Raw genomic sequence first — 13,768 nt, 5'->3', positions numbered from 1 at the left:
CTCTGTCGCCCCCGGGTGGGCGCAGGCCCCGCCGACCTGCGGACTCAGGGTTAAGTCCAGTGCGCTACCAATTGACGGTCTCCGATTTTTGGTACTAAACTGGTATTAATCATGACAGTTCCCGCTTTGGCCGACGTCTGGTCGGCTCCTCTGCCCACGCGCCATGCCACCGTCCGCTATCTGGTCGGCGTGGATGGTGGCGGCACGGGCACGCGGGTGCGCCTGAGCGACCTGCAGGGGCGACTGCTCGGACAAGGCCAATCGGGACCGTCGGCCCTGGGGCAGGGCGTGGACCAGGCCTGGCGTCACATCCAGGAAGCCGTCCAGGCCGCCACCTTCCAGTCCGGACTGACGACGCTGCCGTTGGCGGAAACCGCCATCGGCCTGGGCCTGTCCGGCGCTGGCGTGGGCGCACAGGTCGAGGCCTTCAAGGCCCGTCAGCCGGGATATGCGCATCTGGTGCTGGTCAACGACGGCACCACCACGGTCATCGGCGCGCATGCGGGCCACCCCGGCGCGGTGATCGCCGCCGGCACCGGCACAGTGGGCGAGGCCCTGCGTGCGGATGGGTCGCTGGTGCGTGTGAGTGGCTGGGGCTGGATCGGCGGCGATGAAGGCAGCGGCGCCTGGCTGGGCGTGCAGGCCATGCGGCTGGCGCAAAAGGCCATGGACGGGCGCCTGCCCGCCGGCACGCTGGCACAGGCCGTCTGGGCCGCCGCGGGCGCCGCGCATCCGCAGGACCGCGACGCGGTCTCCGCCTGGGTGGCCCAGGCCGGCCAGCATGCCTACGCTCAACTGGCGCCGCTGGTGTTCGAACAGGCGGGTGCCGATCCGGCGGCCCAGGCGCTGGTCAATGCCGCCGTGGCGGAGCTGGAATCCGTCGCACTGGCCCTGGACCCCACGCAGACGCTGCCGCTCTCGCTGGCCGGCAGCATCGCGCAGCGGCTGGGCAGCCGTTTCTCAGGCAACATTCGGGCCCGTTGCGTGTCACCTCAGGGTGACTCGGCTGACGGGGCGCTGCGGCTGGTCCGCGGCGCGCTCTCTGACTCACGTTGATTGAGAACCGCCCGATGAGCACCAAGCTGCCCTTCCAATTCAAGCCCGATCCCGCCGCCGCTTCGCCGCTGTACATGCAGTTGGCCCACAAGCTGGCGCAGGCCATCCGCGAGGGCCAGTACCAGGCCGATGAGGCCCTGCCGTCGGAGCGGGTGCTGTCGGAGTCGCTGGACCTGTCCCGCGTGACGGCCCGCAAGGCGATCGACCGGCTGGTGGAGCAGGGCCTGATCGTGCGCAAGCGGGGCTCGGGCAACTACATCGCCCCGAAGCTGGAGCAGCCGCTGTCGCGCCTGACCAGTTTCTCGGAGGAGCTGCATCAGCGTGGCTTCAAGCCCAGCAGCCGCTGGCTCACCCGCGGTTTTGCCATGGCGGCGCCGGACGAGCAGCTGTCGCTGGGCCTGACCACCGGGCAGCGGGTGGCCCGGCTGGAGCGTCTGCGGCTTGCCGACCAGGTGGTCATGGCCTATGAATTGAGCGTGCTGCCGGAGGCCGTGCTGCCGGAGCCGCAAAAGGTCGACAGCTCCCTGTACGAGCATCTGGCCCGCATGGGCCGGGCACCGGTGCGGGCGCTTCAGCACATTCGTGCCATCAATGCGGATTCACGCCTGGCTGGCCTGCTGGAAGTGCCAGTGGGTCAGGCGGTGCTGTTCATCACGCGTGTGGGTTATCTGGATCTGGGTCAGGCGGTGGAGCTGACCCATTCGTACTGCCGCAGCGATTACTACGACTTCGTCGCGGAGATGAGGCGCGACGGATGACGGACGCACAGCATATCGACGGATTCATTCTGACGCCTGCCGGATTCATCCGCGGTGTGCTGGAGCATCAAAAGGGCCGGATCAGTCGCATCGACGGCGATCCGGTGTCCGAGGACGCGGCGCGCCATGGCGCCGATGGGCTGCCGCTGATCCTGCCTGGCTTTGTCGACCTGCATGTGCACGGCGGCGGCGGGCACGACACGATGGAAGGCGGCGCGGCCGTGGCCGAGATGGCGCGGCTGCATGCCCGCCACGGGACGACGTCCCTGCTGGCCACCACCATGACGGCGCCGATGGATGAGATCCGCAGCGCCATGCAGGCCCTGAGCGGCGTCTGCGCCGATCGCGGCACCGGCATGGCGCGCGTGCTGGGCGTGCATCTGGAAGGGCCCTACATCAACCCCGGCAAGCTAGGCGCACAGCCGGACTTCGCCCGGTCCGCCGCTCTGGACGAGGTGCGGGCGCTGCATGCCATCGCGCCGATCCGGCTGGTGACGCTGGCGCCGGAAGTGCCGGGCCACCTGGATCTGGTGGCTGAACTCCGCGCGGCGGGTTTCCAGGTGCAGATCGGCCACACGCTGGGCACCTATGAGGACGGCGTGGCGGCACTGGCCCGCGGCGCCGGCGGCTTCACCCATCTGTTCAATGCCATGTCCGGCCTGCATCACCGCGAGCCCGGCATGGTCGGGGCGGCGCTGGCCCATGGCCGCTATGCCGAGGTCATTCCGGACCTGCTGCATGTGCACCCCGGTGCCATCCGTGCCGCGCTGCGCTGCATCCCCGGCCTGTTCTGCGTCACCGATTCGACGGCCGCTGCCGGCATGCCCGACGGTGAGTACCGGCTCGGTCGCCATCGGGTGACCAAATGCCTGGGCGGCGTGCGCCTGCCCGATGGGACGCTGGCCGGATCCACGCTGACGATGGACCAGGCCCTGCGCAATCTGGTGCTGAAGATGGGATTGGCGGTGGAGGAAGCGTCGCGACGGGTGTCGACCCATGCGGCGGACTTTCTCGGCCTGGAGGACCGGGGTCGGCTGGTGGCTGGCGCCTGGGCGGATGTGGTGGAGTTGGACCGTGGCTTGCAGTTGCAACGCGTGGTCGTGGAAGGGGAATCAATTGACCTCGCGAATGCTTGAAGAGGCGCTGAGCGCGCCGCAGGCCGTGGCGCGCCAGCTGGCCGCCGATCAGCAGTCCTACCTGGCGCTGGGGCGCCTGCTGCGGGAGCAGCCGCCCAGTGCGCTGCTCACCGTGGCGCGTGGCAGCTCGGACCATGCGGCGCATTACCTGGCCTATCTGGTGATGGCGCGGCTGGGGCGGCTGGTGACCTCGCTGCCGATGTCGGTGATCACGCTCTACCAAAGCCGGCTGGAGAGCCGGGGGCTGGTGTCGCTGGCGTTTTCGCAGTCCGGCCAGAGTCCGGACCTGGTCTCGCCGACGCAATATCTGCGGGCCAACGGCGCCCGCACCGTGGCCTTCGTGAATGCCGACGGCTCGCCGCTGGCCGAAGCGGCGGAGCATGTGTTCCCGCTGCATGCCGGTGCCGAGCAGAGCGTGGCGGCGACCAAGAGCTACATCGCGCAGCTGGTGGCCGGCGCGCGCCTGGTGGCGGCATGGCAGGACGATCCGCATCTGGCCGCCGCCCTGCAGGACCTCCCCGCAGCGCTGGAGCAGGCGGCGCGGCAGCGCTGGGATGTGGCGGTCGATGTGCTCAAGGGCGCGGACAAACTGTTTGTGATTGGCCGCGGCACGTCGCTGCCGATCGCGCTGGAGGCTGCGCTGAAATTCAAGGAAACCTGCGGCATCCAGGCGGAGGCGTTCTCCGGTGCCGAGGTCAAGCACGGGCCGATGGCGCTGGTGGAGGAGGGGTATCCGCTGCTGGTGTTTGCGCCTCGCGGGCCGGCGCAGGCGGGCCTGCTGGCCTTGGCGGACGACATGCGCGGGCGTGGCGCCCGGGTGCTGCTGGCCGCGCCTGCGGGCACGCCGGGCGCCGAGCTGCCGCTGAGCTGCACCGGCAGCGAGGACCTGGACCCGATCGCGGCCGTGCAGAGTTTCTATCCGATGGTGGAGGCGCTGGCGAGCGCCCGGGGCCTGAATCCCGACCAGCCGCGCCATCTGGCCAAGGTCACCAGGACGCATTGAGGGACAGACCCGCCTGGACACGGCGGCGCACTGAGGCGATGCCCGCAGGACGCCGTGAGGGATGCAGGGACGCATCGACGCACTGAAGCGTCGGCAGACTGATGAGCCGGGCCCCGAGCCGGCCGAAGAGAGAGCCATGAGTACACGCTTGCCCCCGGACTTCGACGCTGGCCGTCTGGTGATGGTGGACATCACCGGGACGTCGCTGGATGCTGCGACGGCGGACTTCCTGCGCCAGCAGCGCATCCGCGCCGTCTGCCTCTTCCGAAAGAACCTGGGCACCGAGGCCCAAGTGCGTCAGCTCACCCGCGACCTGCGGGCCGTGATGGGGCCGCAGGCCTTGATCGGCCTGGACCAGGAGGGCGGGTCGGTGGTGCGCGCCACCTTCCTGCCGCAGCCGCCGTCCGCCATGTCGCTGGGCGCGGCGGGCGACGAAGCGCTGGCCACGCAGGTGGGCGCGGCGGTGGCACGGGGGCTGCGGGGCATCGGCATCAACTGGAACTTCGCGCCGGTGGTGGACATCAACAACAACCCGGCCAACCCGGTCATTGCCGAGCGCAGCTTCGGCGAGTCCGCCGAGACGGTGACGCGGCTGGCCGGTGCGTGGATGCAGGGCTCGCTGTCGGAGGGCGTGGCCTGCTGCATCAAGCACTTCCCGGGGCATGGCGACACCCATGTGGACTCCCACCTGGATCTGCCGACGGTGGCGAAGTCGCGGGCGGAGCTGGATGCGCTCGAGCTGCGGCCCTTCCGCGCGCTGCGCGAGGCGGCGCCTTCGGTGATGACGGCCCACATCGTCTACCCGGCCATCGATCCTGATTACCCGGCGACCCTGTCCCGCACGATTCTGGGCGGCATCCTGCGCGAGGAACTGGGGTATGACGGCGTGGTCATCACCGATGCGCTGATGATGAAGGCCATCGCCGACCGTTACGGCTATGCCCGTGCGGCGGTGCTGGCCATCCAGGCGGGGGCGGACATGATCCTGGCGCAGGGCTCGCTGGCCGAGCAGGCGCAGGCCATCGACGCGCTGCGGCAGGGCCTGGCGCGTGGTGACATCGCGCCCGAGCGCGCCTTGCAGGCCCAGGCGCGTCTGGACCGCATGGCGGACCGCTATCCGGTGCGGCTGGACGACTATGCCGGTGCGCAGCGCGAGGCCGATGACGCGTTGATGCGCCAAGCCTGGGCCCGCGGCCTGTGTGCCTTGCGCGGGGCGCAGGCACCGTCGCGCGACCTGCCCTTGCGCGTGCTGGTCCAGGACGAAGTGCCGACGGATGGCGTCTCGGAGGCCGGGCCGACGGGCGAGCAGGTCCGCGCCTTGTTCCGTGACCACACGGCGGTGGAGTTCGTTTCGCTGCAGGACATCTCCTCGCTGGACTGGCAGACCCTGCCGCGCGACGGTCGTTTCACCGTGCTGGCGTCCACCCATCGGGCGCGGTATGGAGAGCGGGCGCGGACATGGTCGCCAGATCTGCACCTGGTGCTGTGGAATCCGTTCCAGGCGCTGGATGTGGCGGCGCCCACGGTGATCAGCTGGGGCTATGCCGACGGGGCACTGGGCGCGCTGGGCGACTGGATGTGTGGCCGCTTGAGCGCCTCGGGCCGGTCGCCCGTGACGCTGGACTGAATGACCTGACAGGAGGCCTGCATGCGCCAGCCGTCTTTCCCTTCCGCCGACACCGGGCCTTCCCCGATGCGCTGGGTGCCCAGCCTGTACTTCGTGCAGGGCATGCAGTTCTTCGTGGTGATGGCGCTGGCCAGCTTCATGCTCAAGAACATGGGGGTGGGCAACGAGCAGATTGCCCGCTGGACCAGCCTGCTGGGCACGGCCTGGGCCATCAAGCCGCTGTGGAGCCCGTTCCTGGAGCTGGTGCACAGCAAGAAGCTGATCGTGGTAGCGATGCAGGCGGTGGGCGCGGTGGCGCTGCTGCTGATGGCGCTGATCCTGCAGACCCCCTGGTGGTTTGCGGGGACGATCTGCGTGCTGTTCCTGATCGCCTATGGTTCCGCCACGCACGACATCGCCTGTGACGGACTCTACATGGGCGCGCTGGATGCGAAGCGGCAGGCGCGGTATGCGGGCTGGCAGGGCGCCTTCTTCAACGGCGCGCGCTTCTTCATGGTGGGGGTGGTGCTCAAGGTGGCGGGCCTGCTGGAAGCACCGATGGGGGTCTTCAATGCCTGGAGCGTCGTGTTCCTGGGCCTGGGGGTGCTGCTGGCGGGCCTGGCCAGCTACAACGCGCTGATGCTGCCGGGACAGCTCAGCACTGACCACGTGGCGCTGCGGGCGTCGGCCATCGGAGAAACGACAGCCAGGATCGTCAAGGATTTCGCGGCCAAGCCGGGCATTGCCTTGGCGGTGCTTTTCATTGTCCTGTTCCGCTTTGCGGAGGGGCAGGTGCAGACCATCGGGCCGCTGTTCCTGATCGAGGCCCGCGACAAGGGCGGGCTGGGCCTGACCACCAGCCAGGTGGCGGACGTCTACGGATGGGTCGGCACGGTGGCCTTCCTCACGGGGAGTGTCCTGGGCGGCTACTTCACTGCCTGGCTGACGCTGCGGCGGGCCATGCCGGTGCTGATCCTGGCGATGTCGGTGCCCAACGCCACCTTCTACTACCTGGCTTCGACCTTGCCGCAGGACATGTGGCACATCGGCGCTGCGGTGATGGTGGAGATGTTTGGCTACGGCTTCGGCTTTGTCGGCATGATTCTGTACATCATGCAGGCAGTGGCACCAGGGCGATTCCAGACGGCGCACTATGCGCTGGGCTCGGGCGTCATGCAGCTGGGCTTCATCCTGTCTCGCAGCATGAGTGGGGACATCCAGGTGGCGCTCGGCTATGAGCACTTCTTCCTGTGGACGCTGTTCTGCGGGCTGCCGGTGCTGCTGCTGCTGCCGTTCGTGCGCATGTCTGCGCTCGATCCCTCTGCCTCGGCCGATTCTGGCGCTGGCGTGACGCCAGAGAACGGGCCAGGCGCGGGCGGCGGCGATGGCGCGGCCGGCCTGGAGTCCGCAACGCCTGCGAAGCCGGCGACATGAATCGCCCGATGCTGCGACTGTCGGTGAGCGGCCTGCTGGCGTGCGGGGTGCTGGCAACAGCGGGTGCTACGGCGCAGGCGGCGACGCCGACTCCCGCGGCCCGGGCGCAGGCGCCGGGAAAGACTTCGGCGCCCGTGCAGGGGCGAGCTTTAGAGTCTCGAGCCGCGGCAGCCGGCACTGCTGAGGACGCTGCGCGCGTGCCCGCCGCCACCGCCTGGTTCTTCGATGATTTCAACTATGCGGATGTGACGGCCCTGCAGGAAGCGGGATGGCAATTGCGCAGCGCGGCCGGCCACCCCGGCATTCCCGGCGCACGCTGGGCGCCTGAGGGTGTCGGGCTGATCGATGATCCTGCGCAGCCTGGCCAGCGCCTGCTGCGTTTGCGGGCCTCGACTGACGGCACGGGGCCGGGCACGACGCAGGTGCAGGTCTGCCACCAGCGCAAATACCTGGAAGGCACCTATGCGGCCCGCGTGCGGTTCAGCGACCGGCCGACGGCTGGGGTGGACGGCGACCCGGTGATCCAGACCTTCTATGCGGTCAGCCCGCTGCGCTTCGACTTTGATCCTGAGTTCAGTGAACTGGACTGGGAATACCTGCCCAATGGGGGCTGGGGCAGCGACAAGACGCGCCTGTACGGCATCACCTGGCAGACGGTGCGTCTGGATCCCTGGCTGGCCTACAACCAGCAGCACGAGGAATTTGCCGAACTAGGCGCGCCGGGCCAGGACTGGCACACGCTGATGATGCAGGTCGCTGACGGGCGCACGCGCTGGTTCATCGATGGCCGGCTGGTGGCCGAGCACGGCGGGCGCAACTATCCGGTCGTCCAGATGTCCATCAACTTCAACCTCTGGTTTTCGCCGGGCGGGCCGCTGCCGCAGGGCGGCGAGCCGCGGGTCTATGAACAGGCGGTGGACTGGGTGCTGCACGCGCGCAATGTGGTGCTCAGCCCTGAGCAGGTCGAGGCGCAGGTGGCGCAGTGGCGCCGGCGCGGAGTGGGACACGTGGACCAGGTGAGTCCCCCCATCCGCGCGCTGGAGAATCGCTGCGACTTCTAGCGCCGACCACCCCGGCGCCGCCAACCGTGGAGCGTGAGATGCAGGTCCCTCATGGACTCGACCGTGTACCCGCCAGTGAGGCCGTCGATGCGGCATCGCGCAGTGAAGGGACTTCATCCCAGGACGTGGCTGGAAGCGCCAGCGGCAAGGTCCATGCAGGGCCGCCGCCTGTCGTCGCGGCCCGTCTGGCCTCGGTGGATGCGCTGCGTGGCTGCACGGTGGCCGCGATGCTGCTGGTCAACAACCCGGGTGACTGGTCTCACATCTTCGGGCCGCTGCGGCATGCGGACTGGCATGGCTGGACTGTGACCGATCTCATTTTTCCGTTCTTCCTTTTCATCGTGGGCACTTCGCTGGCCTTGAGCCTGGGTGCTCGCCTGGAGGACGGCCTTGCGGATCACCGGGCCATGCGCCGCAGCGTGGTCCTGCGGGGGATGCGCGTGTTGCTGCTGGGACTGGCCCTGAACGCACTGGCCTGGTGGCTGCTGGACCGACCGGCTCTGCGCTGGCCCGGCGTGCTGCAGCGCATTGGCTTGTGCATTGCGCTGACGGGTTTGATCGTCACGTGGCCGGTCATGAGGTCACGGGCGGTCGCGGTGCTGTCCGTCCTGATGGTTGGCTATGCGGCGCTGTTGCTGGCCGGAGGCACCTTGGTTCCCGAGCTGGACATTGCCAGTCGTGTAGACGCGTGGTTGTTCGGACCGCATGGCTATCGATGGAATGCGCAGACCGGCCTGGGACGCGACCCGGAGGGACTGGTGTCGACCTTGGGGGCGCTGGCCACGACGTTGCTTGGCTTTGTGCTGGGCGATGCGGTTCGCCGCGGGCAGGTGAAGCGCGTGCTGGGGACTGGCATCGTGTTGGCGCTGTGTGGCTGGGGCCTGGACGCGGTTGGAGCGATGCCGATCAACAAGGCGTTGTGGACGCCGTCATTCGTGCTGTGGACGGGTGGGCTGGCGGCGATCGCGCTGGCGACCAGTCACTGGCTTGTGGATGTGAAGGGCGCGCCGCCGCTGGGCCGGCGTTTCGGTGTCAACGCCATTGCTGCTTATGCGGGGGCGTGGCTGGGCAGCATTTTGCTGGCGGCATCGGGATGGATGCCATGGCTGTATGGCCACGTCTTTGGTGCCTTGCTCGGTGGATGGGGACCGAAGGTGCAGTCGCTGGGATTTGCCTTGACGGTGGTTGCCGTGTGGTGGCTGGTCATGTTGATGCTGGATCGGCGCCGCATCTACTTGAAGCTTTGAATCGAGGCGTTTCCAGGTTCAATGATTCATGGGCCTCTGGCCATGTGCTTACGCGAGAGCACGTAATTCCTGCTCGCCCGGGATCGTTGTTGAGCGCGGTGCGACGAATCGATGCCAACGCGGCATCGCTCCTCGTGGCGGGGCTCGGTCCAGAAACAGGGCGGCGGAGGCTTCTGCGGAAGTAGAGGAGGAGCACGCGAAGCGTGCGGGGGACATGAAGCAGAAGCCTCCGCCGCCCTGTTTCGAGCGCCAAGCGCCAAGCACCGAGCGCCAAGCGCCAAGCACCGAGCGCCACCCAGCTGCGCAATGAGTGCTGCCTCCCAAACCCCGAACGCGCAACCCATGAAAAAGCCCCGCGACTTTCACCGCGGGGCTTTTTGTTTGAGCCAACTCCGATCAGTAGCGCGCGCGCAGCGTCACGTAGTACTGACGGCCGTTGCTGTAGAACGCCCGCGGCTGGTCCTTGTTGTCCCCGAAGTACTTGAGCGTCGGGTTGTTCAGGTTCAGGCCGTCCAGGCTCAGCGACAGGTAGTCGTTGATCTTGTAGTTGATCGACGCCACCAGCGTCCCCACGTCGTCCATGTGCATTTTCACGCCGCGGTCATAGCTGCCGTAGAACTTCGAACGGTAGCTGTAGGCCACGCGTGCGCTCAGCACGTCGTTCTCGAAGTAGCCTTCCAGGTTGTAGGTGTTCTTCGAATTGCCCGACATCTCGCCGCCCCCGTCCAGCTTGCCGCTGGCGTAGGTGTAGTTGGCGTTGATGCCGAAGTTGCCGAACAGGGGTTGCTGGTAGCCCAGCTCGAAGCCCTTGTTCTTCGCGCCCACATTCACCGGTTGGGTGATGTTGTAGGTTTCCACCTGCTTGTGCAGATCGCTGAAGAAGCGGCCCTGCGTCACACGGTAGTCTACGAACGAGCTGAAGTCCTGATAGAACACGCCCGCCGACACCAGCGACCGCGGCGCGAAATACCACTCCAGCGACAGGTCGTAATTGACCGCCCGAACCGGGTTCAGATTGGGGTTGCCGCTGCTGCCGGTATTGAGCTGGTCGTTCAGCGACGTCGTCGAGCTCAGGGCTGTGTAGTCCGCACGCGCCATGGTCTTGGCCAGCGCGCCGCGCAGCACCAGGTCCGAATTCAGACGGTAAGACAAATTGGCGCTCGGCAGCACGTCCGTGTAGTTGCGGTCGGTGTACTCACGCACAAACGGTCCGAACAGCGACGTGTTGTCGATCACCGCAGCCGGGTCCTGCGAATTCGGCGCCCGCAGCGTCGAATAGTGACCCTTCGTCCGCACCACCCGCACGCCGGCATTGGCCTTCCAGCGGTCCCCTGCAAAGAAGCCCATCACGTAGCCGGCGTCCGTCTTCTCGTTCACGTCGAAGTCGTTCGTCCACTCGTGGCGCTGGGCCGGGTCGTAGTTGAAGACCGCGTTTGGATCGGGCTTGGCCTGCGTCGAGATGGTGGCCCACTTCGCGATGTCAGCGTAGCTCAGACGCCACATGCCATTGATCGGCGCGCCGAAGGCCGAGCCGAAATTGCTCGGGTACTTGTCGCCGCTCCAGGCGGGCAGGGTTTTGTCGATGTTGGCATTGGCCCAGTTCGGGCCGCTGGAAATCCAGTTCCCGTTGGTGCGGCTGTGATCGGTGAAGCGCACACCCGCCTTGACCGACTCCAGCGGACCCGCGTCCACCTGCCACTCAGCATCCAGGGTGCCGTAGCTTTCCTCGTCCGGCACCTTCACCTTCGCACCGTAGTTCCAGTTCCAGTACATGGTGGTGTAGTCGCGGAAGTTGGCGCCGTTGGAGCTGGTGAAACCCACCGACGGACCGCGGCTCGTGCCGTTCATCATGTAGCTCAGGGCCAGCGGCGTGTTGCCGGCACTGCCCACGTTGCCCACCTCGGAGGCGAACTCCTGCGACGCGCCCGTGCCCTTGGTGCGGCCGATCTGGCCTGTGAAGGTCAGCCGATCGGTCGCGACCCACTTGCCGTCCAGGTTGATGTAGTTGGATTTTTGCTCGGCGCCCGGACGGATGCCGCTGTCCACGATGATCGAATTGGCCGCGCCCGTCTGCGGGAAGCTGGCACCCACCAGGGTCTTGCCGTCAGCGCTCGTGGCGGCGGTCAGCGGGGCGATGCCAGCATCGAACAGCCACTTCGGCGACGCCATGAAGTTGGTGTTCATGTTGGACGCCTTCACCTTGGAGGTGAACGCGCTGATGCCCAGCGTCAGATCATTCGTCGGCTTGATCTGCGCTTCGATGGCGCCGCCCTGACGATGACGCTCCTGCTCGAACAGGCTGGCGCCGATCAGGCTGGGCGCCTTGACGCCGTCCAGCACGTCGATCGATTGCACGGTGCCATTGAGATTGACCGTCGTGCCCGGTGCAAACTTGGTCTTGTCGATGGTGAAGTAGCCCAGCACTTCATTGCCATCGCGGCGCAGGTGCTGCTTCTGGTCAAACACCTGCAGCAGAACGCCGAAGGTGTTGGTGCTGTTCTTCCAGGCGGCCAGCGCGCTCAGCTGGGGGTCGGTCTTGTCGGCCAGGGTGCTGTGCATGGCACCGACCGACGCTTCCAGCGTCAGGTTCTTCTTGAACTCCAGCGGACGACGCGTCTGCACGTCCACCGCACCGGCCACACCGCCTTCCACCAGGTCGGCGCGGGCGGTCTTGTTGATCGTGACCTTGCCCACCAGTTCAGACGGCAGCAGCGAATAGCTGGCGCTACGGCCGACGGTGGTGCCGAACAGGTTCAGCACGAACCAGTCGCCGGTGGACACGGCATGGCCGTTGATCAGGGTCTGGGTCAGGCTCGGGCTCGTGCCGCGGATGCTGACCCGGTCGTTTTCCGAGAAGCCGCCTTCACCGCCGGCGCTGGAGGCGATGTTCACGCCGGGCACGCGCTGGATGGCGTCCGCGACGTTCTTGTCCGGCATCTTGCCCACGTCTTCTGCCGTCACCACTTCCACCAGGGAGTCGGCATTGCGCTTCGTGTTGAGCGAGGACTCGCGGGAGGCCCGGATACCGGTCACAACGACCTGTTCCAGCTGCGTTGCGTCCGCTTTCTTGTCGGCCTTCTGTTCTGTGGTTTGGGCCTGGGCTGCACAGGCCACGCTCAGCAGAGTGAGCGTGACTGCTGCAGCGATGGGGGTCTGAATGACCTTCATGAACTGCTCCTCGAGTGGCCTTGATCTGGGATCCGTCTTCGTGAATCCGCGCGGCCGGGATGAACACTGGCACCCGAGTCACGACACCCATCCGCAGAGTGGCATGCAGCTGGCGCCCCCGAATACACCTTCGATACAACCAATGCCATGCCACTATAACGACCGGTAGTGCCACTTTGCTACCAGTTTCAGGGCCGTGTTTTCCCTGCTGTGGCGGAGCCGCGACCGCCACAGGGGGCCTTGTTCAGGGTTTGTCCAGGGATGGAGCAGGTCTGCTGTACACCGCCACTCTGTGAGGTCAGTTGGTCGCTAATTGGTATTAGTGGAAGCGAGGGTGGTGGCCTGGAAATGGCAGTCGGGGAGACTGCTCACGATGTGTTCCAGGTGGCCGTGTCGCGAGTTGAGTGGCCTGAGTGAGTGGGCATGACGGCCGCAGACGGGGATGGGCGTCAACGGCGATCCGCCTTGTTCTATCTGCCTATCTCTATCCGCCTTTCGCCTACGGGCGTGACAGCATGGTGACCGCCTGGTGACGTGAGGGCGTAAATTCCTCTCTGGGCGCGATGCGCACTCCCGCAGTCTTTCTCTCAAAAATTGTTTGCGCCAAAAAATAGTGGTGCTATAGTCGTGGGCTTGCCTCGGAGGGGTGCCCGAGTGGCTAAAGGGGGCAGACTGTAAATCTGTTGGCTTACGCCTACGCTGGTTCGAATCCAGCCTCCTCCACCAAAGGCAAACTAATGCAGAGATCCCGAAGTGGATGCAAAGAACAAAAGTTTGATGCATCTGCTTCGTGATTGAAGCGATAGTGAGAGACTTGAAAAACTCCCGGGCGGGAGTAGTTCAATGGTAGAACCTTAGCCTTCCAAGCTAATGACACGGGTTCGATTCCCGTTTCCCGCTCCACAGTTGGAAGTACAGGTGTTGTGTTGACAATGTCGGCACAGGTTTGTTGATTGAACCGATCAGTCACCAGTCCTGTGTCGATGCCCATGTGGCTCAGTGGTAGAGCACTCCCTTGGTAAGGGAGAGGTCACGCGTTCGATCCGCGTCATGGGCACCACCTCTTTCCTCTCAATCTGATTCCCTCGATCTGATCGCCAGGAGCGCAAGATGGCAAAAGGCAAGTTTGAACGTACCAAGCCGCACGTGAACGTGGGCACCATTGGTCACGTTGACCACGGCAAGACCACCCTGACGGCTGCGATCGCAACCGTGCTGGCCTCGAAGTTTGGCGGCGAAGCCAAGGCCTACGACCAGATCGACGCGGCTCCCGAAGAAAAGGCCCGCGGCATCACGATC

At 66.4% G+C, this 13,768-nt stretch carries 10 protein-coding genes and 3 tRNA genes; 12 read left to right on the top strand and 1 reads right to left on the bottom strand.

Annotated elements, in window-relative coordinates; genetic code table 11:
- The first annotated feature begins 111 nt into the window (after positions 1-111).
- The 8 genes from DES44_RS17120 to DES44_RS17085 all read left to right on the top strand — a co-directional run bounded on the left by DES44_RS17120 (position 112) and on the right by DES44_RS17085 (position 9,301).
- On the top strand, positions 112-1,056 hold the full coding sequence (locus tag DES44_RS17120) for a glucosamine kinase nucleotide-binding domain-containing protein (protein WP_083525268.1): 945 nt from the start codon (positions 112-114) through the stop codon (positions 1,054-1,056).
- Between the two features lie 14 nt (positions 1,057-1,070).
- Positions 1,071-1,814: a GntR family transcriptional regulator gene (locus tag DES44_RS17115; protein ID WP_058933576.1), complete on the top strand. Its 744-nt coding sequence runs from the start codon at positions 1,071-1,073 to the stop codon at positions 1,812-1,814.
- A complete protein-coding gene (gene nagA, locus DES44_RS17110) occupies positions 1,811-2,950 on the top strand; it encodes an N-acetylglucosamine-6-phosphate deacetylase (protein ID WP_058933577.1) in 1,140 nt (379 codons plus the stop codon). Before DES44_RS17115 ends, nagA begins: the two co-directional genes overlap by 4 nt.
- Positions 2,943-3,953, top strand: a complete 1,011-nt coding sequence (locus DES44_RS17105) for an SIS domain-containing protein (protein ID WP_058933578.1) — start codon at positions 2,943-2,945, stop codon at positions 3,951-3,953. Before nagA ends, DES44_RS17105 begins: the two co-directional genes overlap by 8 nt.
- Before the next feature lie 136 nt (positions 3,954-4,089).
- The gene (gene nagZ / locus DES44_RS17100; protein WP_058937142.1) at positions 4,090-5,580 is read left to right on the top strand and encodes a beta-N-acetylhexosaminidase; all 1,491 of its coding nucleotides are present in this window, start codon (positions 4,090-4,092) and stop codon (positions 5,578-5,580) included.
- Positions 5,581-5,601: 21 nt separating this feature from the next.
- Positions 5,602-6,993: an MFS transporter gene (locus DES44_RS17095; protein WP_116001680.1), complete on the top strand. Its 1,392-nt coding sequence runs from the start codon at positions 5,602-5,604 to the stop codon at positions 6,991-6,993.
- A 197-nt stretch (positions 6,994-7,190) separates the two neighbouring features.
- Positions 7,191-8,054, top strand: coding sequence for a glycoside hydrolase family 16 protein (locus tag DES44_RS17090; protein ID WP_058933579.1), 864 nt, complete (start codon positions 7,191-7,193; stop codon positions 8,052-8,054).
- 38 nt (positions 8,055-8,092) lie between these two features.
- Positions 8,093-9,301 (top strand): acyltransferase family protein, encoded by a 1,209-nt coding sequence (locus DES44_RS17085; protein ID WP_083525269.1) that lies wholly within the window; start codon positions 8,093-8,095, stop codon positions 9,299-9,301.
- Positions 9,302-9,697: 396 nt separating this feature from the next.
- On the opposite strand, the gene DES44_RS17075 is transcribed toward DES44_RS17085, so the two are convergent.
- Positions 9,698-12,469: a TonB-dependent receptor gene (locus DES44_RS17075; RefSeq protein ID WP_058933580.1), complete on the bottom strand. Its 2,772-nt coding sequence runs from the start codon at positions 12,467-12,469 to the stop codon at positions 9,698-9,700.
- 640 nt (positions 12,470-13,109) lie between these two features.
- Between DES44_RS17075 and DES44_RS17070 the strand changes: the two genes are divergently transcribed.
- The 4 genes from DES44_RS17070 to DES44_RS17055 form a co-directional block, all read left to right on the top strand.
- Positions 13,110-13,195: transfer RNA gene (locus DES44_RS17070), tRNA-Tyr, on the top strand.
- A gap of 103 nt (positions 13,196-13,298) precedes the next feature.
- Positions 13,299-13,372, top strand: a tRNA-Gly gene (locus tag DES44_RS17065).
- 82 nt (positions 13,373-13,454) lie between these two features.
- Positions 13,455-13,529, top strand: a tRNA-Thr gene (locus DES44_RS17060).
- Between the two features lie 50 nt (positions 13,530-13,579).
- Positions 13,580-13,768, top strand: a 189-nt coding sequence (locus DES44_RS17055) for a GTP-binding protein (RefSeq protein ID WP_233441656.1), incomplete at its 3' end; no start/stop codon positions are given.

Origin of the sequence: Roseateles depolymerans (assembly GCF_003387155.1) — a bacterium.
Taxonomy (GTDB): domain Bacteria; phylum Pseudomonadota; class Gammaproteobacteria; order Burkholderiales; family Burkholderiaceae_C; genus Roseateles; species Roseateles depolymerans.
The sequence above is the reverse complement of the archived record's forward strand: the minus strand, read 5'-3'. Positions and strand labels throughout refer to the sequence as shown.

What these genes read in the sequence shown, in the direction of transcription:
- DES44_RS17115 (WP_058933576.1), top strand. Translation starts at nt 1,071, where the DNA reads ATGAGCACCAAGCTGCCCTTCCAATTCAAGCCCGATCCCGCCGCCGCT.
- DES44_RS17085 (WP_083525269.1), top strand. Translation starts at nt 8,093, where the DNA reads ATGCAGGTCCCTCATGGACTCGACCGTGTACCCGCCAGTGAGGCCGTC.
- DES44_RS17105 (WP_058933578.1), top strand. Translation starts at nt 2,943, where the DNA reads ATGCTTGAAGAGGCGCTGAGCGCGCCGCAGGCCGTGGCGCGCCAGCTG.
- nagZ (WP_058937142.1), top strand. Translation starts at nt 4,090, where the DNA reads ATGAGTACACGCTTGCCCCCGGACTTCGACGCTGGCCGTCTGGTGATG.
- DES44_RS17120 (WP_083525268.1), top strand. Translation starts at nt 112, where the DNA reads ATGACAGTTCCCGCTTTGGCCGACGTCTGGTCGGCTCCTCTGCCCACG.
- DES44_RS17075 (WP_058933580.1), bottom strand. Translation starts at nt 12,469, where the DNA reads ATGAAGGTCATTCAGACCCCCATCGCTGCAGCAGTCACGCTCACTCTG.
- DES44_RS17095 (WP_116001680.1), top strand. Translation starts at nt 5,602, where the DNA reads ATGCGCCAGCCGTCTTTCCCTTCCGCCGACACCGGGCCTTCCCCGATG.
- nagA (WP_058933577.1), top strand. Translation starts at nt 1,811, where the DNA reads ATGACGGACGCACAGCATATCGACGGATTCATTCTGACGCCTGCCGGA.